This is a genomic window from Streptomyces sp. NPDC006435 (assembly GCF_040612315.1).
Classification (GTDB): Bacteria; Actinomycetota; Actinomycetes; order Streptomycetales; family Streptomycetaceae; genus Streptomyces.
The window spans coordinates 46,475-69,878 of the sequence record NZ_JBEXPY010000001.1; the positions used below are offsets into that span (position 1 = coordinate 46,475).

Sequence of the window (23,404 nt, forward strand, 5' to 3'; positions counted from 1 at the left end):
GTGCAGAAGTCATGGGCAAAGCGTAACCCGCCCGACGGCGCGGGACACCGGTCTTTCGTCGCCCGGTGGCGCCGTCAGGCGTTGGACCAGCCGCGTCGGCAGAGGACGAGCCGGTAGCCGTCCGGGTCCTCGACGGTGACGCCCCACTCGTTCCAGTACGGGTTCGGCGAGGGGACGCGGGTGCCGCCGTGGGCCAGCAGGCGTTCCACCGTCTCCTCCGGCACCGGTCCGTCGAGGTACAGGACGAGCAGGTCCTCGTCGGTGGGGCGCGGCTCGACGGGGTGGTCGCCGCCGTGGACGAGTTCGAGGTGCCAGGACGCGTCGGGGTGACCGACCATCAGGAGGTCGTGCGTGCCGGGGGCCCGGCCCGCCTCGGCGCGGAACAGGACCGTGAGCCCGAGGCCGTCCGCCCAGAAGCGTTCGGCGGCGGCCAGGTCCCGCGACGGCCTGGCGATGCGGACGTGGGCCTGTCCGGCGAACGGCACGGCGGGGCTCCTCTGCGGTCGGCGGTGCGCCCTTCTGCGTACCGGCGACCGCAGCGTAGACGGGCGTGGTGCCGGGTCGCATCGGGCCCGGGGCGGACCCGCTCCTGCGCCGGCCGTCCTACAACCGTCCCAGCACCTCGTCGAACGCCTTGCTCCAGTCCCCGTCCGGGCCCCGGTTGTCCTCCGCCCTGGCCAGGAGCAGGACCCTGGCGGGCACGCCGGCCGCCGCGTGGGCGGCGAGCCGGTGGTGGCCGTCCAGGACGGCGGCGACCAGGAAGCGCTCGGGGTACTCGGCCTCGACGTAGTTGTCCTCGACCCAGCCCAGGGCCAGGGCGGTGGGGCGGCGGCCCGCCGCGATCGCCGAGGCGTGCCGGGCCACCGTGTCCGCGTCGAGCGCGTCCAGGGGCTGGGACGGGAGCAGCACCCCGTACGTCGGGACCTCGCCGGGGACGCGGTCGCGCAGCTGGAAGTGGCCGGCGCCCGGCCAGTCCTCGGAGGGGTCCCCGCCGTACCGCTCGTCGTCCGCCCGCAGCCCGTGGCGCCGGGTCGTCCAGGAGGCGGCCGGGTCGGTCACCCGCTCCAGGTCGAGGTCGAGCAGGTGGGCGCGGTAGTGGCCGGACGGGAGCTCCTCGACGATCGGGGCCACCGCGTCGAGGACACCGGCGCCCAGGTCGTCCACGTCGGCCAGCGCGGCGCGCAGGCGGTCCGCGCCCGTCCGGGCCGTCCGGGGCGGCCAGCCGAGCAGGCACAGGGTCGTCTCGCAGGTGCCGCAGTCCGAACCGACGTGGTAGACCCGCTCCCCGTCGATCCGCAGCGACTTGTCCCAGCGGGGCCAGGAGGAGCCGGGGGCGGGCGGGTCGTAGTCGATCCGGACGCGGCCCCGGCCGTCGTCGAGCGTGAAGCGCGCACGGCGCGGCGAGTCGAGGGCGAGGGGGCCGATCGACGGGGCGCGGCGGCGCTCCGGCGACCGCTGCGCCCAGGCGCGGCGCAGGGCCTCGTCGTGGTCGCCGTCCGGGGGAGTCAGGGGGAGCAGCGGGTCCTGGCCGGTCAGGGCGACCAGGGCGTGGTGCGCGTCCCAGCCCGGGACCCGGCCCTCCGCCAGCTCCCGCAGGAGGTGGGGGATCGCCGCGGGGTCGCCCAGCAGCTCCAGGGCCACGACGAAGGCGCCGTGCTCCAGGCCCGTCAGACCGGGCAGGCGCCGGGCGATCGCCACCGTCCGCTCCCGCGCCCCGAGCCGTCCCAGCGCCAGGGCCGCGCGTCCGCGCAGGCGCTCGTCGTCCAGCAGCCCGTCGAGGAACGGCACGAAGCCGGGGTCCCCGGACAGTCCCATCGCGTCGACCAGGGGTTCCATCGCGCCGAGCTCCCCGGCGAGCCGGTGCAGTTCGGCCGACGGGAGTCCCAGCCGCCGCTGCACCGCCGTGCCCAGCAGTTCCCGTGCGTCGTCCCCGCCGATCGTGCCCAGCAGGCGCAGGAACACCGGTACGGCCTGCTCGCCGAGGGCCCCGAGCAGCCAGGAGAGGTACCGCCGCTCGGTCTTCGACGCCCGGCCGTAGCGGACCCCGATCGCGTCGGGCAGCCCGGCCGGCGCCTCCTCGGCCAGCGCGAACAGGGCGCTCCAGATGTCGTCCGCCGCGAGCAGCGCGTCCAGGCGCGCCCCCGCGGCACCGTCCGCGCCGGTGTCCCGCGCGCGGGCGCCGCCCGTACCGGTGTCGTCCGTACAGGTACCGTCCGTGCAGATACCGTCCGTGCAGGTGCCTTCCGTATCGGCGCCGTCCACGTCCCCGCCCCGTTCCGCCCGCCTCACTTCTTGGCGTGCTCGCCGACGTAGAACAGGATCCAGACGAAGCCCGCGAAAAGGTGCGTGGCGAAGACGTAGACGAAGACGCGCAGCGCGACGCCGCGCTCCTTCCAGCGCTCGCTCCCGCCGCTGCTCTCGCCCACAGTGCCGCCTCCGTCCGGGCCCGGGTCCGGTCTCCTCGGCCCGCGCGTACCGACCAGGGTACGCGCGGGGGCGGAACCCCTCCACGGACCGTGGAATAGGTCAGGGGGGCACTCCGTTGTAGGGTGTGTCCACATAGTTCAACGTTCAACCAAACTAGGTTTCTGGAGGCGGGCCATGGAGTTCGGCATCTTCACCGTCGGAGACGTCACCACCGACCCGACGACCGGCAGGACCCCGACCGAGAACGAGCGGATCAAGGCCACTCTCGCCATCGCACAGAAGGCCGAGGAGGTCGGCCTGGACGTCTTCGCGACCGGCGAGCACCACAACCCGCCGTTCGTCCCGTCCTCCCCGACCACCACGCTCGGCTACATCGCCGCCCGCACCGAGAAGCTGATCCTCTCCACGTCCACCACGCTGATCACCACCAACGACCCGGTGAAGATCGCCGAGGACTACGCGACGCTCCAGCACCTCGCGGACGGCCGCGTCGACCTGATGATGGGCCGCGGCAACACCGGACCGGTCTACCCCTGGTTCGGCAAGGACATCCGTCAGGGCATCCCGCTCGCCATCGAGAACTACGCCCTGCTGCACAAGCTGTGGCGCGAGGACGTCGTCGACTGGGAGGGCAAGTTCCGCACGCCGCTGCAGTCCTTCACCGCGACCCCGCGCCCGCTGGACGGCGTCCCGCCGTTCGTCTGGCACGGCTCGATCCGCTCGCCGGAGATCGCCGAGCAGGCCGCGTACTACGGCGACGGCTTCTTCCACAACAACATCTTCTGGCCCATCGAGCACACGAAGAAGATGGTGAACCTGTACCGGCAGCGCTACGCCCACTACGGGCACGGCACCGCCGAGCAGGCCATCGTCGGCCTCGGCGGCCAGGTGTTCATGCGGAAGAACTCGCAGGACGCGGTACGGGAGTTCCGCCCGTACTTCGACAACGCGCCGGTCTACGGCCACGGCCCCTCCCTGGAGGACTTCTCCCGGCAGACGCCGCTGACCGTCGGCTCCCCGCAGGAGGTCATCGAGCGGACCCTGTCCTTCCGGGACGCCGTCGGCGACTACCAGCGCCAGCTGTTCCTGATGGACCACGCGGGACTGCCGCTGAAGACGGTCCTGGAGCAGCTCGACATCCTGGGCGAGGAGGTCGTCCCGGTGCTGCGCAAGGAGTTCGCCAACCTGCGGCCGGCCGGGGTCCCGGACGCCGCCCCCGTACACCCGGCCGTCGTCGCCGCCCGCACCGCCACGAAGGAGGTCTGACCACCGTGTCCACCGAGCCCACCGCGTTCGCCACCGAGCCGCTGCGGATCGTCGCCGTGTCGGCGGGCCTGAGCAGCCCCTCCTCGACCCGGCTGCTGGCCGAGCGGCTGGCCGGCGCCGCCCGCGAGCGGCTGCTGACCGAGCAGGACCGCGCCGTCGAGGTCCGCGTGATCGAGCTGCGCGACCTGGCCGTCGACATCGCCAACCACCTGGTCACCGGCTTCCCGCCGGCCGCCCTGGACGAGGCGATCAAGGAGGTGACGCAGGCGGACGGCCTGATCGCCGTCTCGCCCGTCTTCACCGCCTCGTACAGCGGACTGTTCAAGTCGTTCTTCGACCTGATCGACAACACGGCGCTGACCGGCAGGCCCGTCGTCGTCGCGGCGACCGGCGGCACCGCCCGCCACTCGCTGGTCCTGGAGCACGCGATGCGCCCGCTCTTCGCCTACCTGCGGGCCACCGTCGCCCCGACGTCCGTGTACGCGGCGTCGGAGGACTGGGGATCGTCCGGCGACGAGTACACCGACGGCCTGCCGTCCCGCATCCGGCGGGCGGGCAACGAGCTCGCGGCCATGATCACGGGCGGCCGGGCCCGGTCCGGGGCGTCGCGGACGCTCGGGCTCGACGACGAGGTCGTGCCCTTCGAGCAGCAGCTCGCCGACCTCCGCCTGGACTGACCGCACCCCCCGTGGCCGGGCCGTGCCCCCCCCCGCCCGGCCCGGCCCGGCCGACACCCCCGTGGCCGGGCCGGTAACCCGACCGGCCCGGCCACGGGGACCCCACCACCGGCAGCTCTGCCCGGTTTGATTAGAGTTGGGGCGAAAGATGCGTCGTACGACTTTCTTTCCGTACGACGCCTCTGCGCACTGAGCCGAACCGAGCTGGAGGCAGTGATGGGCAGGATCGTGGTGGGCGTTGACGGCTCCGAGTCGTCGATCAAGGCACTGCACTGGGCCGTGCGCCAGGCGGAGCTGACCGGTGACACGGTGGAGGCCGTCAACAGCTGGGAGTACCCCGCGACGAGCTGGGCGTCGATGATGCCGGGCATGCCGGAGGACTTCGACCCGCAGGCCCTGGCGACCGTGTCCCTCAACGAGGCGCTGGAGGAGGCCCTGGGTGCCGAGGGCGCGGCGGCGATCAGCAAGATCATTGTGATCGGCAACCCGGCCCAGGCCCTGCTGGACCGCTCGAAGGGCGCGAACCTGCTGGTCGTCGGCGCGCGCGGCTACAGCGGCTTCAAGGCGACCCTGCTCGGCTCGGTCAGCCTGCACGTCACCCAGCACGCGACCTGCCCGGTGACGGTCGTGCGCGACGCGTGACACGACCCGTGTGATGTGAGGGAAGGGGGCCGCCCGGCGGGCGGCCCCCTTCCCCGTACCCGCCCGGCGGGCCCGTGCTCACGCGTTCCGGCTGACCGAGGGCGGTGGCGAGGAGGGCGTCGGCAGCAGGGGCCAGGTCCGGGAGAGCTGCATCGCCGCCTCGGTCACCGCGGGATCGCTCGACCGCTCCACCACCCCCTCCAGGAAGGCGTGGGCCGCCGCCTCGTACAGCTCCTCGGTGGCCCGCACCCGGGCGTCCACCGCCTCCCTGCGCCGGGCCGCACGCTCCTGTGCCGTCTGCGTGAGCGAGCGGGCGCGGTCCACGGCGATCCGGGCCTCCTCCCGCCGCCTGACCCGATCGGCCCGGCGTTCCAGGGCCGAGCGGTACGCGTCCAGGTACGGGTGCTCCTTGAGCAGCCCCAGCAGGAAGCCGACGCCCCCGGACAGGAAGAGCAGCGCCACGAACATCCAGGTGATGGTGTCCGCGGACAGATGGAGGCTGTCCGCCAGCGTCGGCGACTGGGCGAGGTCCCCCGCGCCTTCGAAGTCCTTGACGTCCGCCGGCGTCTCGATGGAGTCGGGGCGCCTGAGCACCAGCCTGGCCCGCAGATCGCCCAGGGTCCAGCCGGAGAACCCCCAGACCCCCAGCAGGGCCAGGGCCGGAAGGGCGGCGGCCTTGAGGGAACCGGTCGCCGCACGGTTGCGCAGGGTCCGCCCCGCCAGGTGCGGCAGCAGCACCATCAGCACGGCGGTGGAGATCGCCAGGGTGCCGGACAGGAAGTCGCTCTCATTGCTGCCCGTGCCGTGGAAGGGCTGGAAGGCGACCCAGTAGATCGGTATCTCGACCGCCGCGATGACCAGGAGCATCGCCCAGATCAGCCACGCGGGCAGGCCCGGACGGTTCGGCATGCCCTCCCAGCCCGGTTCCCGGCCGGGCGGCGGGACCGTGCCGCCGAGGAGCTCCGGCCCCCGCTCCCCGACCGGGGCGGGGCCCCGGCCGTGGACGGGTCGGCCGGGGTCCGTGTCCCCGGCGGGGTCGAGCGACTGCCAGTCGTCGTCGGCCGCGCCGTCGTCCGGAACCGGCGCGGGCGCGGGTCCGGCCGCGGGATCGTGCCCGTCCCGCCAGGCGGGGTCCTCCCCGGGGCGGGCCCCGGCCGGTTCCCCCGCCGGGCGGGCGGCCCCCTCGTCGTCGCCGGGGAACTCCGCGTCCGGGAACCGGGCCCTGATCCAGCGGCGTTCGATCTGCTCCCGGACCCCGTCGCGGAACCGGTCCCACCGCACCGCACGGGCCGCGAGCCGGTTCAGCTCGCGCCAGGAGGACCGGACCTGCTCGTCGGCCTCCCGCAGCAGGTCGTCCTGCAGGCGGCTCTCCACCTCGGCCGCCTCCACGTCCGACCTGGCGCGCGCGTCCCGCAGCAGCTCCAGCTTCTCCCGGTCCGCCGCCTGCTCCCACAGCTGCGCCCGGAGCGTGTCGCGCACGGAGGCGAGTTCGGCGAAGTAGGACGCCAGGCCCGCACTGCCCAGCACCCAGGGGTCGAACGCCCCCGACCGGACGGTCCGGCCGCGCACCAGGAGCCGCTTCCTGCTCACCGCCTCCTTGGCCCCGCGTTTGCGGGCCTGCTCGATCAGCCGCCGCTGCTCCCGGTCCGTCAGGACCAGCGGGCGGCGCTCGGGCCCCTCGTCCGGTGCCGTGACCCGGCGGTCCGCGCCCCGGCGCCCGTCCCTCCCGCGCAGCGGCCCCGGAACCCTGGCCCGCCGTCGGCGCGGCTCCTCGGGGTCACTTCCGGTAGTCGTCGTGGACATGCGCCTTCGCCCTCCTGCTCAGGATCTCGGTCCAGAACGCGTCGAACGGCCGGTACTCGCTCGGCCTGGCGTCGTGGCGCATGCCGTAGCCGACGGGGTAGACGTCCATCCCGGCGATCCCCGGCACGCCCCTGGCGCCGAGCAGGGTGTCGACGGCCCGTTCACGGCTCTCGTCCGTCGCGATCTCGCCCACCCGGAGCGTGAACTCCTTGTCGGCCTGCTCGAAGTCGCTCACCACCAGCAGGCTCGGCGCCTCCTTGCCGGACGGCATGGCCCCACCGATCCGCGCCAGGGCGCCGAGCACGTCCGAACCGCCCTGGGTACGGGCGCACTCGAGCATGGTGAGCGCGCTCTTGATCGCCACGACCCGCGTCGACCTGCGCAGGCTGTCGCGGTCGGTGGTCTCGTCGGCCGGCGGGTCGAGGTCCACGTCCCCGACCCGGCAGGAGGAGGTCTGCGAGGAACGGGTCACCGGGGCGAACGCGAGGGTGCCGCAGCTCCGGTCGGTCAGGAAGGGGACCAGCGTGGACTTGAGCTTGGCCTCGGCGTCGAAGCCCCGGCCGCCGGCCGCCCCGGAGCCCGATCCGTCGATGACCAGCCCGCACGGCGTGCGGAGGGCCTCGGCGGAGGCGGTGCAGCCGGTGACGGCCGCGAGCGACACCGCGAGCGACGCCGCGAGTGCCAGGGCGCGGGCGGTGCGCCGGAAGCGGCCGGACCGGCGCGGCGGCACGGCGACGACGTGCGGACGACCGGGCGGATGGGGCACGTTCATGGCTCTCTCCGTGTTCGTGCGGTGGTTCGCGGTCTCCTGGAAGGCGTCGGCGGCCACCGGACGCCGTGCGGCACGCGCCGGGGCGGCGGTCACCGGACGCCGTGCGGCACGCGCCGGGGCGGCGGCCGGGTCCGGGCGGGTCATCCGTGCCCCCGTCCCGCCCCCGCCGGGGTGCCGTTCCCGGTCCCCCGCACGGGCTCCGCGTCGAGGACGGCCAGTGCGCGGGTCACCGGGTGGCCGGCCCGGTCCGCGGCCGGGGAGGGCAGCAGCCCGCCGTCCCCCCGCAGCCAGTCGTCGGTGTGCTGCCAGGACTCGTCGAGAGCGACGCGGCCGGGCAGCCAGTGCGGACCGCAGGAAGGGAACTCCCCTTCCTCCGGCAGCGGATGAACACTCGTCAGGACGGCCGTCCAGTAACGGGCGAGCCGCTGGTTCGCCTCGTGGGTCAGAACCGCGGCCCGGGAGCGGCACACCCCCGCCGAGGCCCGCCACACACCGATGAGTTCGCCGTACCGGGCGAGGGCGGCCGGCGCGGGATCCCGCAGCTCCTCGTACCGGGCGGCCACCCGCACCGACTCGGAGTGGATCCGCGCGCACAGTTCGCGCTCGTCGTGCAGCAGCCGCGAGCGCAGTCGGTCGGCCCCGCGCGACGCGCTCGCCCGGATGCCCTGCACGTGCGGGGTCAGCAGCTCCGGGAACTGGTCGGTGACGTCGTGCGGCAGGTCGTCCGGGTGCGGCAGCGCGGCGATCCGGTCCCGGAGACCGGGCGCGTCCCTGCGGCCCTGATGTCGGTCGTGAATTGCCGTGACCCGGTTGCTCCAGACATACCGGGCCGAACTGATGAAACCATTCGTGTCGGCTCTCATGGCGGAATCCCCTTCCCCCGCGCGATCACCTCCCGGCAACCGCCCTTTTCTCCGTCCGGGACCGCTGCGGCGGCCCCTTCCGAACGGCACGACCCGGCCGCGGCCCCCGCCGTTCCGCCCCTTCCGGCGCATCGCCGGAAGGGCCCGGGGCAGGATCGGGAGAACGGACCGCAACCGGCCGGACAATAGAAATTACCGGCCTTTCACCTGCGCATTCGGCCCGGCGGGCATTTCCCGGAATGCATCCGGAACAGGCCCGGAAAACGACCGGACGGCACCCGGAAACGCCCGGAGAACAACCGGGAGAAATGGGCCGCGCCCGGCCCGTCCGCCGGATACTCGTTGACGGGGGACGCCGACGGCGCCCGGCGGCATCCGCCGGGTGCCCGCCGGCGTCCGACGGCATCCGCCGGCGTTCCCGGGCCCGCTCGGCGGCGCCGGGGCGGGCGGCCCGGCGGGAAGGGGGAGGGCCGATGCGGGTCGAGGTCGGCGGGACGCACTTCCCGCTGGAGACGCTGGGACCGGGCAGGCGCCTCGGCATCTGGTTTCAGGGCTGCCCGCTGGCGTGCCCCGGCTGCATGTCGCGGCACACCTGGGACCCGCGGGGCGGTGAACCCATGGACGTGGAACGGCTGTTGGAGCTGTGGCGGGACGCACTGGGCCGGGGCGCCGCGGGTCTGACGGTGAGCGGCGGCGAACCGCTCGCCCAGCCCGCGGCCCTGGCCGAACTGCTCCGGGGCGCCGCCCGGTTGAGGTCCGGACTGACCCGCCCCGGCGCGACCGGCGACGGGCTCCCCGCCGACCTGCTGGTCTACACCGGCTACGAGGAGTCCGAGCTGGACGCCGCCCGGCGCTCCGCCCTGGCGTCCGCGGACGCCGTGGTGACCGGCCGGTTCCGGGTCGCCGAACCGACCGGGCTGGTGTGGCGCGGCTCCGCGAACCAGCGGCTGACGCCCCGTACCGGCCTCGGCCGGATCCGGTACGCGCCGCACCTGGACCGGGAGGCGGACGGACCGGCGGTGCAGGTCGTCGTGGAGTCCGGTCGGACCTCCGGCGAACCGGCCGGACCCCCCGCCGTACGGCTCTACGGCGTACCGCGGCGAGGCGAACTACCCCGTTGGGAAAGGTGGCTGAAGGAACGTGGGCTACGACTCAGGGAGCGGAGCTGGCGACCGTGAGCAGCTTCGCCAGTTCGGGGCGCTGGGCCACCAGGTGCACCGTCCAGGACGGGTCGCGGCTCAGCTCCTCGCGGACGGCCCAGCACAGCCAGCGCGCCGCCTTCTCCGGCGGCAGCCCGTGCCCCGCGCCGAGCAGCGGGAAGCAGAGGGAGGAGAGCGGCGGGTCGAACCGGTCGCGTTCCGCGCGGGCCAGCCGGAAGCTGGCCGAGACCGCCTCCGCGAGCACGTGCGGATCGACCCGGTAGCCGTGGCCGTCGCTCGTCGGGGAGGCCACGGCCGCGTGGTGGATACGGCGCACGCCGCGCTCGGCGAGGGCGCCCGGCGAGGTCGGCACGACGGTGCCGGGACGCACCGGGAGCCCGGCCCGGCCGTGGGCCCGCATCCACTCGACCAGTTCCCGGACGAGGACGTCGTCGACCGTCTCGCCGCTCTCGTCGCGTATCGCGGCGGCCCGGCGCAGCGACCCGGACACGGTGGAGCGGAAGGTCTTGGACATCTCCAGGTAGATGTTCTCCGAGGACACCAGGATGTCGATGTCCCGCAGCAGTTCGATGGACGCGACGTGCACGGTGATGCGGTGCGCGGCGGCGGCCGGCAGCGGCGGTCCGGTCAGCCGGGTCGGCGGATCGGGCACCGGGTCCGGCGACCGCACGGGCAGCGTGCCGCCCTCCGGCACGGCCGGGACCGCGGGGAGCTCCGGGGGCGGTCCGGCGGCGGACGTCCGGGCCACCGCCAGTACCGCCAGCGCCAGTTCCGCGATCACCTCCCGCTCCTGGCTCTTGCGGAAGCGTTCGGGCGTGACGCCGTAGACGGCCGCCGCGGCCCTGCGGCGGTCCTGGCCCGGTACGCCCCGCCGGTCCGGCAGCAGCCCGAAGGTGTGGGCCGCCGCCCTGGCGAGCGGATCGCCGCGGGTGCCGTCGGCGGACAGGGTGTTCCCGCCGAGGTGCCGCACACCGGCCTTCAGCAGTGTCTCCACCCCGGCGGCCTCGTCGTCGAACCCACCGCACAGGCCCGCGGCGGCGGCCACCCTGATCAGGGCCTCGGGCCGCAGGGTGCGCAGACCGGACAGGCCGGGCCGGCGCAGCGCCCGCAGCTCCGCGGCCAGCCGTTCGGCGCCGGGCAGCGGCGGGAGGGGGCGCCCTCCGGCACGGGACCGCTCGTCGGAACGCCCCCGGCCGGGGGCGGGCGGGGACTTCGGGGGCGTGGGTTCGGGCTCCGGAGCGGACGAGGAGGGCTGGGTCTCCTGGCTCATGCCCGACACGATATGCCCGCCCGTCCGCCCGCGGGAGCGCCTTTCGGCAACCTTGTCCGGCCGTCCGAAACCGGATGCCGGACGCACCGCCCCGGCGCACGTGACGGCGCACGTCCCGGCAACTGCCGAGCCATGAAACGGAATTACTCGATCCGGCCCGGCGGCACGGCTGCCGCCCGCATCCCGCCGGTCACCGTCGCCGTCCCGCCCGTCCCGCCCGTCCCGCCCGTCACCGTCGCCGTCTCGCCCGTCCTGCCCGTCCTGTCCACCTTGCCCGTCCTGCCCGTCCCGCCCGTCCTGCCCGTCCTGTCCGTCACCGTCATCGGAAGGCATGTCGCATGACTGTTCCGCCGCCGCCCACCGAAATGGATGTCGACGAGCCCGGGACCGGCCACCACGATCCGCGGGACGCGGAGACCCGCAGGGGGCTGGACCGGGTGCCGGCCGCGCTGGGCGGACGCTTCGACCTGACCCAGGTGCTGAGCGACGTCCGCCGCCCGTCCCAGGCCGTGGTGCTGCGGGTCAAGGACCGGGAGGCCCGGCACGCGCCCGCCGACGTGCCCCTCGTGCTGAAGTGGTACCACCACCGGTTCGGCCCCGACCCCGGCGTCCGCCGCATCCTGGCCGAGGGGCCGGACGGTCCCGGCGGACCGGACGGGCCGGGTGGATCGGACGGGCCGGGTGGATCGGACGGGCCCGGCGGGCTCGGCGGGTCGGTCGCCGGGCTGCTGGAGAGCGGGACCGCCGACGGCCACCCCTACGACCTGACCCTCTCGTACGGCGAGACCGACCTCGCCCGCTACCTCGCCGACCACCCCGGGCCGCTGCCGCCCGCCCTGGTCCGGGCCGTCGTGGAACAGCTCCACGCGGCGCTGGTCGCCATCCACGCGCGGGACATCGTGCACCGCGACGTCACGCCCGACAACATCATGGTGCGCATCCAGAACGAGGACCGCACCGAACTGGTGCTGATCGACTTCGGCGCGGCGGTGCACGAACCGCAGCGCGACCGGCCGCGACGGCGCGGCTGGGTGGGCAAACCGCTCTACCTCGCGCCGGAGGCGGCCCCGCACCGGCAGGCCGTGACCCCCGCCGTCGACTGGTGGTCGCTCGGCATGGTCGTCGCCGAACTGGCCGGCGGCAGCCACCCGATCGACTTCCGCGGCGACGAGGAGGTCCTGACCGAGGTCGCCACCCACGACCCCGAACTCCCCCTGGTGACCGATCCCCGGCTGCTGATGCTCTGCCAGGGGCTGCTCACCCGCGCCCCGGAGCACCGCTGGAGCGGCGAGCAGGTGGCGGCCTGGCTGCGGGGGGAGTCCCCGCCGGTCGCGCCCCGCACGTCCGGCGCCGCACCGCACGACCTGCCGCCCCGGCGCACCCTGCGCCCCTTCCTCTTCATGGGCCGGGAGGTCACCAGCGCCGAGGAACTGGCCCTCCTCATGGGCATCAACCGCGTCGCCACCGGCCGGCTGCTGTCCCGCCGGGCACGGCGGGCCGAACTCGTCGAGTGGCTGGGACAGTTCATCGGCTCGCCCGACCGCGACACCGAGGAGAACGAGCGGCTCGTCGCCCTGCGCGCGGAGCTCTCCGAAGCGCCGGACGCCCGGACCACCACCCGGCTGATCAACTGGCTGGGCCCGCTGCTGGAGGTCTCCCACCACGGGTGGGAACTCAACACCGAAGGCATCCGGAAGCTGACCGCGGCGGTCGTGAACGGCGACGCCGAGGCCCACGCGCTCCTGGACGACCTGCTGCGCCACGAGCTGCTGCCCCTGCTCGCCGAACGTCCGGGCGGCGCCGGACTCGACGAGGTGCACCGGCGGTGGATGGAACACCGCTCCGCCTGGCGGCCTCTGACGGAGGAGATCCTGGCGCGCGGGCCACGTGACCGCGCCACCGCCCGCCTCCGGCTGCGCCGCAACCGCACCGTCGACGCGCTGCTGCTGCGCCTGGCCCACGAGCCGGGGCGGGCCGCGGCGGAACTGGCCCGGGGCGCCGACGCGGTACGGGCCGGCATGGCCGTACCCGTCGGCTGGTACACCCGGCTCGTCGCCGACCCGGACGACGCCCCGCGCCTGCTCGTCGCACGGCTGCTGGCCGATGTCGCCACCGCCGAGGCCGCGGTGCGCCACAACGAGCTGGCCGAGGCGGAGGCCGACCGGCTGCTCGCCGCCGACCATGACGCCGCCCTGGCCTGGATACGGCGGATGGAGCGCCCGCCGACGCTGGGCTGGGCGCTGCTCGGCGCCACGCTGGCCACCGTCCCGTGGGGGTTCCTGATCGGTCTCTCCGACGTCGTCGGCTGGGCCGATCAGGAGGCGGTCGTGCTCGCCTGGGCGCTGGCCCTGCCCGCGGCCGCCGCGGTGTTCGCCCTGGAACTGTCCGCCGCGGCGTTCATCGGACCGCCCCACTACCACCCCCGGCGGTCGCTCGCCGGGCGGCTGATCGCCACGTCGGAGCGGCCCGCCCGGTTCGCCCGGTCGCGCGGTCTGCGCACCCTGCTGCCGTCGGCCGCGCTGCTGGCCGCGGTGGTGGCCCTGGGCGTCCACTCCGTCACCACCGCGCCCTGGGCCTGGCCGGTCGGCACCGTCGTGGCGCTCACCGTCTGGACGGTGTACCGCGCGGTCTCCTGGCGCCTGGAACAGAACCGGCTGCGCACCGCGCAGGTCCTGAACCGGGGCATGGGCCGGAGCCGGCCCCCGGGCCGAAACCGGGGCGTGAACCGGGGTGGAGCCCATGGCGGAAACCTGAACGGAACCCGGGGAGGACGCCGATGAGCGCCGGAATCGCCCTGCCGTCGATCACCGAGGTGATGCCCGGGATGGGCTACGCACCCGCCGACGGCCTCGCCTCGCACCTCCAGACCCTGGCCCACCCCGACATCGCCCATGTGCCGGGGGTGGCGGACGCCGCCCACCAGGCCGCCGGGCACCTGACCGACGCGGCGGCCCAGGGCCTGCAGGAACTCCTCGCCCCGGCGGCCGTCGCCCTGGGCGCGCTCAGCGGGGCGCTGCTGGCCGGCCGGGCCGCCCTCGTCACCACCCAGGTGCTCGCGGCGGCGGCCGTACGGGCCGCCGAGGAACAGGCCTGTCTCGAACACCGGCAGGAGGTGGCCGCCACCGCCGCCCGGCAGTGGGAGGCCGCCGCCTTCGCCGCCGCACGGGCGAACGCGCGGCGGGCGGCGCTGCTCGCCCGGGTGCGGCGGGCCGCGCGCACGGCCCCGCCCGGCGCTCCCCGGCCGCCGCAGCCCGACCTCCCCGGCCCCCTCGATCCGGTGGGCATGCCCCTGGCCCGGCTGCGCGAGGAGCTGGCCGTCCTGGCGGACCGGACGTGCCGGGCCGAGGCCGCGCACGCCGACTGGGTGCTGCGGTCCACCCCGCCCCCCTTCGCCGAACCGGAGGACGACGCCTGGCAGCGTGAACTGCGGGCCCGGCGCGCCGCGGTGCTGGACGAGCACCGGTCGCGGCCGGACGCCGCGCGGGACGCCGACCCCTCCGTCGCCCGCAGGGCGGACGAGGCCCTTCCGCAGCCGCCCGGCGCGGAGGAGCTGCGGCACGAGGACGCCGTACGGATCGGGGCCGAACTGCTCGCCCGGCTCGACGTGGCAGCCACCGCCGAGGACGCCGCACCGGCCACCGCGGCGGTGCGGCACGCGATCGCCGCCGCCGCGACCCGCCCGCTCAAGGCCCGCACCCATCTGCGCGAGGCACGCCGCTTCGTCGCCGACACCAACCGCGCCGTGCGGGCCCGCCGGCACGCCGAGGAACGGGCCGCCGCACAGCTCCACTTCCTGGAGACCACCGCCCCGCAGGGCACCGACCCGCTGCCGCCCGCCCCGGCCGAGACCGCGCTGCTGCGCCGGGTGCTCGACGAGGGCCGCCGGCTGGAACCCCACGAGCAGCAGCAGGTGGACGACCGGGTGGCGGAACGGCTGGCGGAGCTGGAACACCGGTACGTCGAGCGGATGCTGCGGATCGCGGTCCTGGGAACGGACCACCACGACACCCCTGCTGCCGACTCGTCGCACCCGCGCGAACGGCTCCTCCGCCTCGACTGGACCCCGCCCGGCTGGGGCGACGAGCACTGGCTGCGAATCGTCCTGGACGGGGAGCGGGCCCGGGTGGCCACCATGCGCCGCGAACGGCCCGGCACCCGCGACGCCGACGCGCTCGCCCTGGACGACGAACGGTGCCGCGGGGCCGGCGGTCACCTGGACCGGCTGCGGGAGATCACCCGCCGGCTCGGCGTCGCCCTGGACTTCGCACTGGAGGGCAGCGGCACCGTGCCCGGCACCCGGGGCGAGGAGGGCGTCCTCGTGCTCGACGAGGACACCGTCGGCGACAGAGGCGTCAGGGACGGCAGCAACACCAGGGACTCCAGGGACTCCAGGGACGACGCCCGGCCCCGGCACCGCACGGTACCGACCGACGGCCGCTGACGGACGGCACGAGCACGGCCGACGCGAACACGGCCGAGGACGAGCACGGCCGACGCGAACACGGCCGAGGACGAGCACGAGAACGAGGATGCGGAGGAACGGCGTGGACATCCACGGCACCGAGGACACCCGGTCCCACGGGGACCGCACGCACCGGCCGGGCCACGGCCCGCGACTGGCCAAGGACCGGGACGACGCGACGGAGCACGGCCCGGAACGCCCCGACCCCCCGGAGCGCACGGTGCCGCTGTTCGTCGAGGAGCTGACGAGCACCCTGGGCGTGCACTCCCAGTACGTCCTGCACGGCAACATCCAGGACCTCCACCTGGTGCGCCGCCGGTCCCGGGACGCCCACCACTCGCTGGCCGAGGTCGTGTGGAACGCCCTGCGCAGACTGGGGTACCAGGCGCTGATCCGCTACGACCAGATCCGGGGCTTCCGCGTCGTGCCGGGCCCCGAACAGCTGATGGTCGAGGAACTGCTGCGCGTCACGCAGCAGTCCGGCGGCCGGGACCGGCACCGCCCGCCGGTCCTCATGGACATGGAACCGCAGCTCCGCGGCATCGTGACGGGCTGGGCCGAGCACCGGCGCTCCGGTCACGGCAACGGCCGTCCGCTGGAGCCCCTCCGGGTCGTCCTGCTCATCGAGCACGCCGCCCGGCTCACCACCGACGTCACCCGGCTCACCGAGTCCGAACGCGACTTCTTCGTGTCCTGCCTGGAACTCGCCGAGCAGGCCAGGCCCGTACCGCTGCCGCCGGGCGTGCCGCCGTCGTCCGTGAGCACCGGCACCGCACCGCTGTTCAACCCGGTCATCTGGCTCGCCGAGGGCGAACGCGACCTGCCGAACTGGCTGGTCTCCGGCAGTGAGCGCATCCGCACCATCGCGGTGCCCGACCCGGACGCCGACGAACGCCGTCGGATGGCCGCGCTCCTGCGCCACGAGCACACCGGGCCGGGCGGGGACCGGCGGGGGCCCTCGGACGACGACGGGCCGCGCACCGGCGGCGGGGCGACCGGCAAGGACCCGGTGGACGCCTTCGCACGGGCCAGTGTCGGGCTGCCGCTGCGGGCCATGCGGCAGTCCCTCGACCTGGCCGTCGCCCGGGGCATCCCGTTCGACGCCATGCCCGACGCGGTGCGGATGTACCGGCTGGGGGTGGAGAAGAACCCGTGGCGGCGCGACGAGATCCGGCAGCGGATCATCGAGGGCGAGCGCACCGTGCCGGAGAGGGTGCTCGGTCAGGAGGCGGCCGTCTCCATGACGCTGGACATCCTCAAGCGGGCCGCGATGGGGCTCTCGGGCGCCCAGGCCACCAGTCCGGGGCACCGGCCGCGCGGCGTGCTGTTCTTCGCGGGCCCCACCGGCACCGGCAAGACCGAGCTGGCCAAGGCCGTCGCCTCGGTGCTGTTCGACAGCGACCAGGCGTATCTGCGCTTCGACATGAGCGAGTTCTCCTCCTCCCACTCGGCGGACCGCCTGGTGGGCGCCCCGCCCGGATACGTGGGGTACGAGGCGGGCGGGGAGCTGACGACGGCGGTGCGCGCCAACCCGTTCCGGGTGATCCTGTTCGACGAGATCGAGAAGGCCGACAAGGGGGTCCTCGACAAGTTCCTCCAGGTGCTGGAGGACGGCAGGCTCACCGACGGGCAGGGCGTCACCACGTACTTCAGCGAGTGCGTACTGATCTTCACCTCCAACCTGGGTGTGCAGCGCACCGATCCGCAGACCGAGGAACGGGAGTGGATCGTCCGCCCCGGCACCCCGTACCGGGAACTGGCACGGACCGTGCGGCTGAACGTGAAGCGCCACTTCGAGCACGTCATCGGCCGGCCCGAGCTGATGAACCGGCTCGGCGGCAACGTGGTGGTCTTCGACTTCATCTCCGGCGAGGTGGCCGAACGGATCATGCGGCTCCAGATCGACAACATCCGGCGCCAGCTGCTGGCCGAGCACGACATCTCGCTCGAACTCTCCCCGCACGCACGGGACCAGCTGACCGAGTACTGCACGCACGACCAGTGGAACGGCGGCCGGGGCATCGGCATGGCGCTGGAGACCCACCTGATCAACCCGCTGGCCCGGGTCCTGTTCGCCGATCCGGCGATCGGCGCGGGCTGGACCGTCTCCGTGCAGGAGATCCACGAACGCGCCGACGGCCTGGTGGAGATCCGTACCGAAGCGTCCCCCGCCTTCGTGCCGGGACAGCGATGACCACGCCGCCCCGGTACGACGGGGAGGATCCGGACGGCCGGGACGACCGGGACGAGGGCTGGGACGACGACTGGGAGGACATCCCGGAGGAGGAGCCGCGCGGGCCGGTCCTGGTCCCGCCGCCCCCGGACACCGCCGGTTCCGGTGCGCGCTGCCCCGGCTGCGCGGCCCTCGTGCTGCCCGGGGCCTCGCTCTGTCCACGCTGTCTGGCCCCGGTCGGGGACGGAGGCGGGTCCGGGGGCGGAGGCGGGGGCCGTGGCGCGATGCCGGCCGGTGCCCCGGCGGTGCTGCACTTCGACACCCTGGCCCTGTCCCTGCCCGTGCGCCCCGGCGAACCGCTGCGCCTCGGCCGGGACGCGGACTGGGCCCCCGCCTCGGCCGGTGCGCTCAAGGACCTGTCCACGGTGTCCCGCCGGCACGCCAGTGTGACCGTCGACCCCGACGGCACGGTCTGGGTCGCCGAGGAGACCGACGGCACCCTGAACGGCACCTGGGTGAACGACGGCCACCTCCTGCCCGGCGTGCGGCACCGGCTGCGGCACGGGGACCGCGTCCGGCTGGGCCTCCGGGTCGGCTGCACCGTCCGCATCGCGGGGGACGGGGCCTGCTGACCCCCGGGCCGGGCGCGGCGCCGGGGGTCAGGGGCGGGTCAGGGCGGCCACGGGGTCGAGACGACCGCCCGGAGCGGGTTGAGCAGCCGGTTCGCCTCGGCCACGCCCTCGGGGGAGTCGAGCCGCAGCGCGCGCTCCGGATCGGCGGCCAGCGGGTCCTGCCCGCAGCGGTCGCCGAAGAGCTGCAGCGCGCTCCTGGGCCGGCACCGCTTCGACTCCCAGACCAGACCGTGCACCCCGGCGGCGTGCTCGCGCATCAGCCGCACCCAGTAACGGGTCTTCGGGTACTCGGCGGCCTCGGCGTCGACCAGCCAGGAGTCCTGCCAGACGGCGGCCAGGCCCTCGGCCGTCGTCAGATCGACGAGCGACAGCTCACGGGTGGTGCGCAGCACCGAGAGCGTGTACCGGGACGCCTGCGCCCACGGGATCAGCCGCACAGCCGTGCGGTCCGCGAAGTCGACCGAGCGCAGCAGGACTTCGCAGAGGGCGGTGACCGGGTCGAGCGCGGCGTAGAGGAAGGGGTAGGGATCCTGTTCCGTGGCGTCGAAGCGGTTGCCGCCGAAGTACGGGTGGGCGGTGTTGGGGTTGAACGACCCGGGGCCGAACTCGTGCTCGTGGCAGCGCCAGAGCTCGGTCCCCTCGGGCAGGATGTGCCGCAGGGGCCGCATGGTGACGCCGGTGGGCGGCATCCGGTCCATCAGCAGCCCCCCACCAGTTCGAGGGCGGCCCGTGCGAGGTCCTCGTCGGGGACGGTGCCGATGAGTTCGGCCGGGACGCCCGCCAGGCGGCCGTTGCCGCCGAGCCACCAGTCCGCGGCGCCCCAGGGGTCCTTGTCGGCCATCAGGATGTGGTTGACGCGGCGCACCACCGGCCGCGTCTCGGTCGTGCCGGGGACGAACTGGAAGCGGGGGTAACGGTCCCCGGACCCGGGGTGGCTCAGCCTGATCAGACCGGCGGACGCGGGGTCGTCCGCGGCCTCCGGGCCGAGTTCCGCCGAGTCCAGGGCCGGGGTCCGCCACAGCCGTTCCTGGGCGGTCCGGAGCAGTTCCCCGGGGTCGGGCGGGGGGTCGGCGAACACGTCGAGGAGTTCGCCGAGCAGGGCCCGGTCCACGGTCGGGGCGACCGGGGCGGGCGCGTAGCGGACCGCGCCGCTCAGCTCCCGGGCCACCGGGTGGTCGGAGGGCAGGGCCCGCAGCTGCACCCGCAGGGTGCGCAGGGCCCGTTCGACCGACTTGCGGTCACCGGCCCCCGCGAGGTCGCGCAGACCGTCGCGCAGCCGCACGCGCCGGTCGCCGTCGAGGGCGGCGAGGGTCATCGGCCAGTGGGTGCGGAGCAGGGCGAGGAACGCGTCGGGGGTCATCTCCGGGTTTCTCCTTCCGCGGTGACGGGGGTCTTCCCGCCGTGGGCGTCGGCCCGGCGGGACGGTCCGGGATTGCCCTGGTGGATGAAGGCGGCCCAGACGAACGGCACCGAAAGGTCCAACTCCTCCGCAACACGGGTGAGTTCGGGTGTCAGGCCGCGCACCGGCGACCGGCTGCCGGGCGGCGCCAGCATCCAGCGCTGGGCGGCCCGCAGCGCGTCCGGCGGGGCCAGTCCGGCGTCGAGCCGGTCGTGGAAGACGGTCATCAGGACCGAGGAGGCCACGTCCGGGACGGTCCAGCGGGAGCCCACCACGTCGGCGGCCAGCCGGTGCGCCAGGGCCGTGGTCAGCGTCAGCGCCTCGTCGTGGTCGCGGGTGCTGAGGTCCGTCTCGCAGGCGCTGAGCACGACCAGCGGGCCGCCCGCCCTCTCCGTGCGGTCGAACGGCGTGTCCAGCAACGCGGTGACCGTGAGCCGGCCCGCCTCCGGTTCGGCGTCCTCCGGCCAGCCGAGCTCCAGCGCGGAGGCCGCGGGGTCGGGCCCGGCCACCCCGTGGCAGGCCAGGTGGACGAGGGCGACGCGCCCGGTGGCGTCCCGGCCGGGCCCCGCCCCCAGGAGCGCCAGCACCTCGTCGGGGGTCCCCTCGGGCGGTGCCGGGACCGGTTCGCGGGTCATCAGGCTTCCGTACAGGGCGGCGTCCGGGTAGTAGGTGTCGGCCAGGGCCAGCACCTCGTCCTCGGCCCCGTCCAGGTCCCAGCCCGGTACGCACACCAGCGCCTGCCCCAGGGCGGTCGGCAGCCGGTCCCGGCCGGACGACCGGGCGAACTCCCGGCCGGACGCGGCGTACGAGAGGACCGCCACCTCGCACGCCCGGACCGTGGCGGGCCGACCGCCCGGCACCGATCCCGGTTCCGGTGCCGACTCCTGTGCCGTTCCCGGTACCGGTGACGATCCCGGTGCCGGGGGCACCGTGAGCAGGGCGGCCTGCCAGGGCACCACACCGAGGTTCCCGCAGGCGATCAGGGTCAGCCTGACCGGCTCCGCCGGGGCCCCGGCCGTCGTGGTTCCGCCCGTAGGAGTCCCGGCCGCCGCAGCGGCCCCGCCCGTCAGGCCGGATTCCGCGAGTGCCCTCTCCCACAGCCCGAGTTCGTCCAGCACGGGCCCCATCACGGCCTCGCCCGCCCAGGCGCACAGCTCGTCCAGCGCGACCTCCCAGCGCTGCTGCCCCCGCCGGGCGGTGGCGTGCCGGGCCGCGGCGTCCAGATAGCCGTCGAGCGGGAGCCGGCCCCCGGCAGACAGACCGGGCAGCGGCAGCGTCCACGGATCGCGTCCCGGTGCCAGGAGCACGGCGGAACCGTCCGTGTCCCCCTGCCCCGGCAGCAGGTACACCAGCGCGTCGATCCCCGCCCGCCCGGCGGCGGCGACCAGCTCGGACGCGTCGGGAATCGGCCCGGGGGCCTCCTCCCCGCCGGCGGGGCGCAGCAGTTCCAGGGCCCGGCGGCGCAGGGCGCTCGGCAGTTCCGGGGTGCCGAACGACTCGCCGAGCACGACCTCCGCCAGCTCCGACCGGCTGCCTCCCGCACGGGGAACGGTGCCTCCCCGGGCGGTCTCCCGGCGCCACTGGTCGGCCAGTTCGTGCTCGCCGCGCTCCGCCAGCCGGTCGGCGACCGTGGCGGAGGCCGCGGCCGCGCCGAGGACCAGGGCCCGGCCCTCCTCCAGGCAGGCCACCGCGTCCGCGGGCCGCCCGGCACGGACCGCCCACCCGGCGGCGACCAGCGCACGGCTGGCACCGGTCCTGGCGACCTGGAGGCCGTGCTGGACGCCCTGCTGGAGCAGTACGTCCTCGGCGATGGTGCGCAGCGCCTCCCGGGCGCATCCGACCGCCCTGACCAGGTCGTCCCCGCCGGGGGCCGCCCGTCGCCCGTACGCCTCGGCCAGTGCCCAGCGCACCGGGGCGACCGATGCCCCGCTCGCCGTCCTCAGCTCCTCCTCGGGGCAGTCCAGCTCACCGATCAGCTCGTCCAGGACGGCCGGGTCGCCGGTCATCCCGTACACCGCGTCCAGTGCCAGCCCGATCGCCTGGCGCGCCCGCACCCGCTGGTCGGCCATGGCGGGCACGCCCTGCAGGGCCGATCGCGCACGCCGGATGCCCTCCTGGAGGCGTTCCACGGAGGGTTCGAGGTAGGAGGCGAGGGTCAGCAGCGGTGCCCAGCTCATGTCGATCACCGGCCGGAGCATCGACTCGATGCCGGGGGTCGTCAGCGCCTGCTCCTGGTAGTGCACCGCGCTGCGCAGCGAGTCGACGCTGCCGGTGAGCCAGGCGAGGGCGAGGTGGACCAGGCCCAGTTCGTACAGTGGGACGAGGGTGACCACTCCCTCGCCGGTGCCACCGGCGTCCAGGATGTCGAGGAGGTCTCCCACGAACCCTTCGAGCGCCTCGGTGTCGCGGTCCTCGATCGCCCGGATCGTCTTCGCCTGGATGCGCATGCACTGGGTGATCGTCACGATCTCGCTCGCACCGGGGAGGTCCGGAAGGGCACCGGCGTCCGGGCGTTCACCGGCGGGCAGGAAGTCCTCGATGAGGGCCTCCGCCCCCTCCAGATCCTGGAGGCTGCCGCCGACCAGCATGGCGTTGAGCAGCACGGTGGGCAGCATGCCCCGCACCATCCAGGTCAGCGTCTCGTCCACGCTCGCGATCTCCTGGAGCATCCGCAGCGCCCGCTGCGCCTCCTCCGGCCGGCCGGAGCGCAGGCCGGCCAGCATCGCCCCCATGGCGGCGAAGATCTGCGTACCGTGCTTCGCTCCCGGCGGGGGATTCGACAGCCGGGCCGTCAGCTCGTCGAGTTCCTTCGGCGAGAACAGACCGGGTCGGCTCATCTCGGCGAACAGGGCCATGATTTCGTTCTCGCCGTCGTCCCAGTCGCGCTTCGACGCCATGACGTCGGTCTCGCTCCTCCCCGACGCCATCGCCTCCTCCGCCCGCTGCATCTGGGCCGCCATCGTTTCGAACACCGTCTGGGCGTAGGAGCGCATCGGACCGGCCGGGACCAGGGAGTCGAGGCCCTCGGAGTCCATCTTCCGCAACGCGGCGAACAGCTTCTGGGGATCGTTGCCGGTGAGCGCCTGGGAGAGCTCGCTCATCAGGGCCATGCTCCGGAGCTGGATCCGGAGCTCCGGGGTCTCTTCCAGATGCTCGGCGATCTCCTTCATCAGCCGGTAGGTCTCGGGAGCGGCCTCGACGACTCCGGCGCCGCCATGGCTCTGGGGCCTGCCCATCCTCTGGATGAGCGACAGGCCCCCCAGGCCGAGCGCGTCGTCGAACTGCCCGGGAGCGATGCGCGCCGCCGGGCCCTGCAGCAGGGCGACGAGGTTGCGCGCCGCCGTCAGGTGGTCCTCCGGGGAGAGGAGGCCGGAGGCCCGGACCTCGCGCAGCAGACGTATCGCCTCCTGCCGGTCCGGCTCCTCGTCGCCTGCCGCCCAGCGCGAACCGATCAGTGTCCCGAGCCGGAACCTCGCCTCCTGGAGGAGTTCCCCGTCCGGCTCCCTCTGCGTCAACTCGGATGTCAGTGAAAGGAATTCGGCTATCAGCCCGTCCAGCTCCACGCCCTGCGGTCCGGTCGGCTCCGCGTGCACGGCGGGCACCGGGCGCGCCCCCTCCGACCGCCGGACCGCATCGGCCACCCGCTCCCGCAGATCGGCGTCGCGGCTGTCGCCGGTTTCGTCGATGTCGTTCAACGCCCCTCCCTCCACCGCCCGTTCGGACGGTCACGGTGCCCCCGAGTCGGCACGAGGCCCTGTTGCGGACATGATGCCCACGCCCGTCGGCCGTCAGGGCCGTTTCGCGGCAGCCGCCGGAATACGTCCCACAATCGACCGGAAACCGGACAACACCCCTTTG

19 protein-coding genes are annotated in these 23,404 nt (G+C 74.9%); 9 read left to right on the top strand and 10 right to left on the bottom strand.

Going from position 1 to position 23,404, the window contains the following annotated elements:
* Positions 1-74: 74 nt before the first annotated feature.
* The 3 genes from ABZZ04_RS00215 to ABZZ04_RS00225 all read right to left on the bottom strand — a co-directional run bounded on the left by ABZZ04_RS00215 (position 75) and on the right by ABZZ04_RS00225 (position 2,426).
* Positions 75-485: a VOC family protein gene (locus ABZZ04_RS00215; RefSeq protein WP_356929939.1), complete on the bottom strand. Its 411-nt coding sequence runs from the start codon at positions 483-485 to the stop codon at positions 75-77.
* 118 nt (positions 486-603) lie between these two features.
* Positions 604-2,262 (bottom strand): hypothetical protein, encoded by a 1,659-nt coding sequence (locus ABZZ04_RS00220; protein ID WP_356929940.1) that lies wholly within the window; start codon positions 2,260-2,262, stop codon positions 604-606.
* A gap of 23 nt (positions 2,263-2,285) precedes the next feature.
* On the bottom strand, positions 2,286-2,426 hold the full coding sequence (locus ABZZ04_RS00225) for a DUF6126 family protein (RefSeq protein WP_283852667.1): 141 nt from the start codon (positions 2,424-2,426) through the stop codon (positions 2,286-2,288).
* Positions 2,427-2,601: 175 nt separating this feature from the next.
* Between ABZZ04_RS00225 and ABZZ04_RS00230 the strand changes: the two genes are divergently transcribed.
* From ABZZ04_RS00230 to ABZZ04_RS00240, 3 genes are all read left to right on the top strand, one after another.
* Entirely contained in the window at positions 2,602-3,693 is a 1,092-nt protein-coding gene (locus ABZZ04_RS00230; RefSeq protein ID WP_356929941.1) for an LLM class flavin-dependent oxidoreductase, read from the top strand.
* Between the two features lie 5 nt (positions 3,694-3,698).
* The gene (locus ABZZ04_RS00235) at positions 3,699-4,370 is read left to right on the top strand and encodes an FMN reductase (protein WP_356929942.1); all 672 of its coding nucleotides are present in this window, start codon (positions 3,699-3,701) and stop codon (positions 4,368-4,370) included.
* A 216-nt stretch (positions 4,371-4,586) separates the two neighbouring features.
* A complete protein-coding gene (locus tag ABZZ04_RS00240; RefSeq protein ID WP_148831992.1) occupies positions 4,587-5,012 on the top strand; it encodes a universal stress protein in 426 nt (141 codons plus the stop codon).
* A 78-nt stretch (positions 5,013-5,090) separates the two neighbouring features.
* Here ABZZ04_RS00240 and ABZZ04_RS00245 read toward each other — a convergent pair whose 3' ends face one another.
* Genes ABZZ04_RS00245 through ABZZ04_RS00255 form a run of 3 tightly spaced genes read right to left on the bottom strand, consistent with a single transcriptional unit; the run spans position 5,091 to position 8,450 of the window.
* Complete coding sequence (locus ABZZ04_RS00245) at positions 5,091-6,815, bottom strand: hypothetical protein (protein WP_356929943.1); 1,725 nt, start codon at positions 6,813-6,815, stop codon at positions 5,091-5,093.
* A complete protein-coding gene (locus ABZZ04_RS00250; protein ID WP_356929944.1) occupies positions 6,790-7,731 on the bottom strand; it encodes a hypothetical protein in 942 nt (313 codons plus the stop codon). The genes ABZZ04_RS00245 and ABZZ04_RS00250 overlap by 26 nt, the downstream gene beginning before the upstream one ends.
* Positions 7,728-8,450, bottom strand: coding sequence for a hypothetical protein (locus ABZZ04_RS00255; protein ID WP_356929945.1), 723 nt, complete (start codon positions 8,448-8,450; stop codon positions 7,728-7,730). Before ABZZ04_RS00255 ends, ABZZ04_RS00250 begins: the two co-directional genes overlap by 4 nt.
* 473 nt (positions 8,451-8,923) lie before the next feature.
* On the opposite strand from ABZZ04_RS00255, the gene ABZZ04_RS00260 reads away from it, so the two are divergent.
* Positions 8,924-9,628 (top strand): 4Fe-4S single cluster domain-containing protein, encoded by a 705-nt coding sequence (locus tag ABZZ04_RS00260; protein ID WP_356929946.1) that lies wholly within the window; start codon positions 8,924-8,926, stop codon positions 9,626-9,628.
* Here the strand turns inward: ABZZ04_RS00260 and ABZZ04_RS00265 are convergent.
* Positions 9,603-10,880 carry an Appr-1-p processing protein gene (locus ABZZ04_RS00265; protein WP_356929947.1) on the bottom strand — a complete coding sequence of 426 codons (1,278 nt, stop codon included), beginning with the start codon at positions 10,878-10,880 and terminating at the stop codon, positions 9,603-9,605. The two genes, ABZZ04_RS00260 and ABZZ04_RS00265, sit on opposite strands and share 26 nt — an antisense overlap.
* 132 nt (positions 10,881-11,012) lie before the next feature.
* Between ABZZ04_RS00265 and ABZZ04_RS00270 the strand changes: the two genes are divergently transcribed.
* The 5 genes from ABZZ04_RS00270 (at position 11,013) to ABZZ04_RS00290 (ending at position 18,147) form a co-directional block, all read left to right on the top strand.
* Positions 11,013-11,222: a hypothetical protein gene (locus tag ABZZ04_RS00270; RefSeq protein ID WP_356929948.1), complete on the top strand. Its 210-nt coding sequence runs from the start codon at positions 11,013-11,015 to the stop codon at positions 11,220-11,222.
* The gene (locus ABZZ04_RS00275) at positions 11,219-13,660 is read left to right on the top strand and encodes a protein kinase (RefSeq protein ID WP_356929949.1); all 2,442 of its coding nucleotides are present in this window, start codon (positions 11,219-11,221) and stop codon (positions 13,658-13,660) included. Before ABZZ04_RS00270 ends, ABZZ04_RS00275 begins: the two co-directional genes overlap by 4 nt.
* Positions 13,657-15,321: a hypothetical protein gene (locus tag ABZZ04_RS00280; RefSeq protein WP_356929950.1), complete on the top strand. Its 1,665-nt coding sequence runs from the start codon at positions 13,657-13,659 to the stop codon at positions 15,319-15,321. The genes ABZZ04_RS00275 and ABZZ04_RS00280 overlap by 4 nt, the downstream gene beginning before the upstream one ends.
* A gap of 103 nt (positions 15,322-15,424) precedes the next feature.
* On the top strand, positions 15,425-17,536 hold the full coding sequence (locus ABZZ04_RS00285; protein ID WP_356929951.1) for an AAA family ATPase: 2,112 nt from the start codon (positions 15,425-15,427) through the stop codon (positions 17,534-17,536).
* Complete coding sequence (locus ABZZ04_RS00290) at positions 17,533-18,147, top strand: FHA domain-containing protein (protein ID WP_356929952.1); 615 nt, start codon at positions 17,533-17,535, stop codon at positions 18,145-18,147. Before ABZZ04_RS00285 ends, ABZZ04_RS00290 begins: the two co-directional genes overlap by 4 nt.
* 38 nt (positions 18,148-18,185) lie before the next feature.
* Here the strand turns inward: ABZZ04_RS00290 and ABZZ04_RS00295 are convergent, their stop codons facing one another.
* Genes ABZZ04_RS00295 through ABZZ04_RS00305 form a run of 3 tightly spaced genes read right to left on the bottom strand, consistent with a single transcriptional unit; the run spans position 18,186 to position 23,241 of the window.
* Complete coding sequence (locus ABZZ04_RS00295) at positions 18,186-18,845, bottom strand: RES family NAD+ phosphorylase (protein ID WP_356929953.1); 660 nt, start codon at positions 18,843-18,845, stop codon at positions 18,186-18,188.
* Entirely contained in the window at positions 18,845-19,507 is a 663-nt protein-coding gene (locus ABZZ04_RS00300; protein ID WP_356929954.1) for a hypothetical protein, read from the bottom strand. The genes ABZZ04_RS00295 and ABZZ04_RS00300 overlap by 1 nt, the downstream gene beginning before the upstream one ends.
* Positions 19,504-23,241, bottom strand: coding sequence for a CHAT domain-containing protein (locus ABZZ04_RS00305; protein ID WP_356929955.1), 3,738 nt, complete (start codon positions 23,239-23,241; stop codon positions 19,504-19,506). Before ABZZ04_RS00305 ends, ABZZ04_RS00300 begins: the two co-directional genes overlap by 4 nt.
* Positions 23,242-23,404: the final 163 nt, after the last annotated feature.

Coding starts and splice junctions, on each gene's coding strand:
- ABZZ04_RS00230 (WP_356929941.1), top strand. CDS start 2,602: ATGGAGTTCGGCATCTTCACCGTCGGAGACGTCACCACCGACCCGACG.
- ABZZ04_RS00240 (WP_148831992.1), top strand. CDS start 4,587: ATGGGCAGGATCGTGGTGGGCGTTGACGGCTCCGAGTCGTCGATCAAG.
- ABZZ04_RS00245 (WP_356929943.1), bottom strand. CDS start 6,815: ATGTCCACGACGACTACCGGAAGTGACCCCGAGGAGCCGCGCCGACGG.
- ABZZ04_RS00250 (WP_356929944.1), bottom strand. CDS start 7,731: ATGACCCGCCCGGACCCGGCCGCCGCCCCGGCGCGTGCCGCACGGCGT.
- ABZZ04_RS00255 (WP_356929945.1), bottom strand. CDS start 8,450: ATGAGAGCCGACACGAATGGTTTCATCAGTTCGGCCCGGTATGTCTGG.
- ABZZ04_RS00260 (WP_356929946.1), top strand. CDS start 8,924: ATGCGGGTCGAGGTCGGCGGGACGCACTTCCCGCTGGAGACGCTGGGA.
- ABZZ04_RS00265 (WP_356929947.1), bottom strand. CDS start 10,880: ATGAGCCAGGAGACCCAGCCCTCCTCGTCCGCTCCGGAGCCCGAACCC.
- ABZZ04_RS00270 (WP_356929948.1), top strand. CDS start 11,013: ATGAAACGGAATTACTCGATCCGGCCCGGCGGCACGGCTGCCGCCCGC.
- ABZZ04_RS00275 (WP_356929949.1), top strand. CDS start 11,219: ATGACTGTTCCGCCGCCGCCCACCGAAATGGATGTCGACGAGCCCGGG.
- ABZZ04_RS00280 (WP_356929950.1), top strand. CDS start 13,657: ATGAGCGCCGGAATCGCCCTGCCGTCGATCACCGAGGTGATGCCCGGG.
- ABZZ04_RS00290 (WP_356929952.1), top strand. CDS start 17,533: ATGACCACGCCGCCCCGGTACGACGGGGAGGATCCGGACGGCCGGGAC.
- ABZZ04_RS00295 (WP_356929953.1), bottom strand. CDS start 18,845: ATGGACCGGATGCCGCCCACCGGCGTCACCATGCGGCCCCTGCGGCAC.
- ABZZ04_RS00300 (WP_356929954.1), bottom strand. CDS start 19,507: ATGACCCCCGACGCGTTCCTCGCCCTGCTCCGCACCCACTGGCCGATG.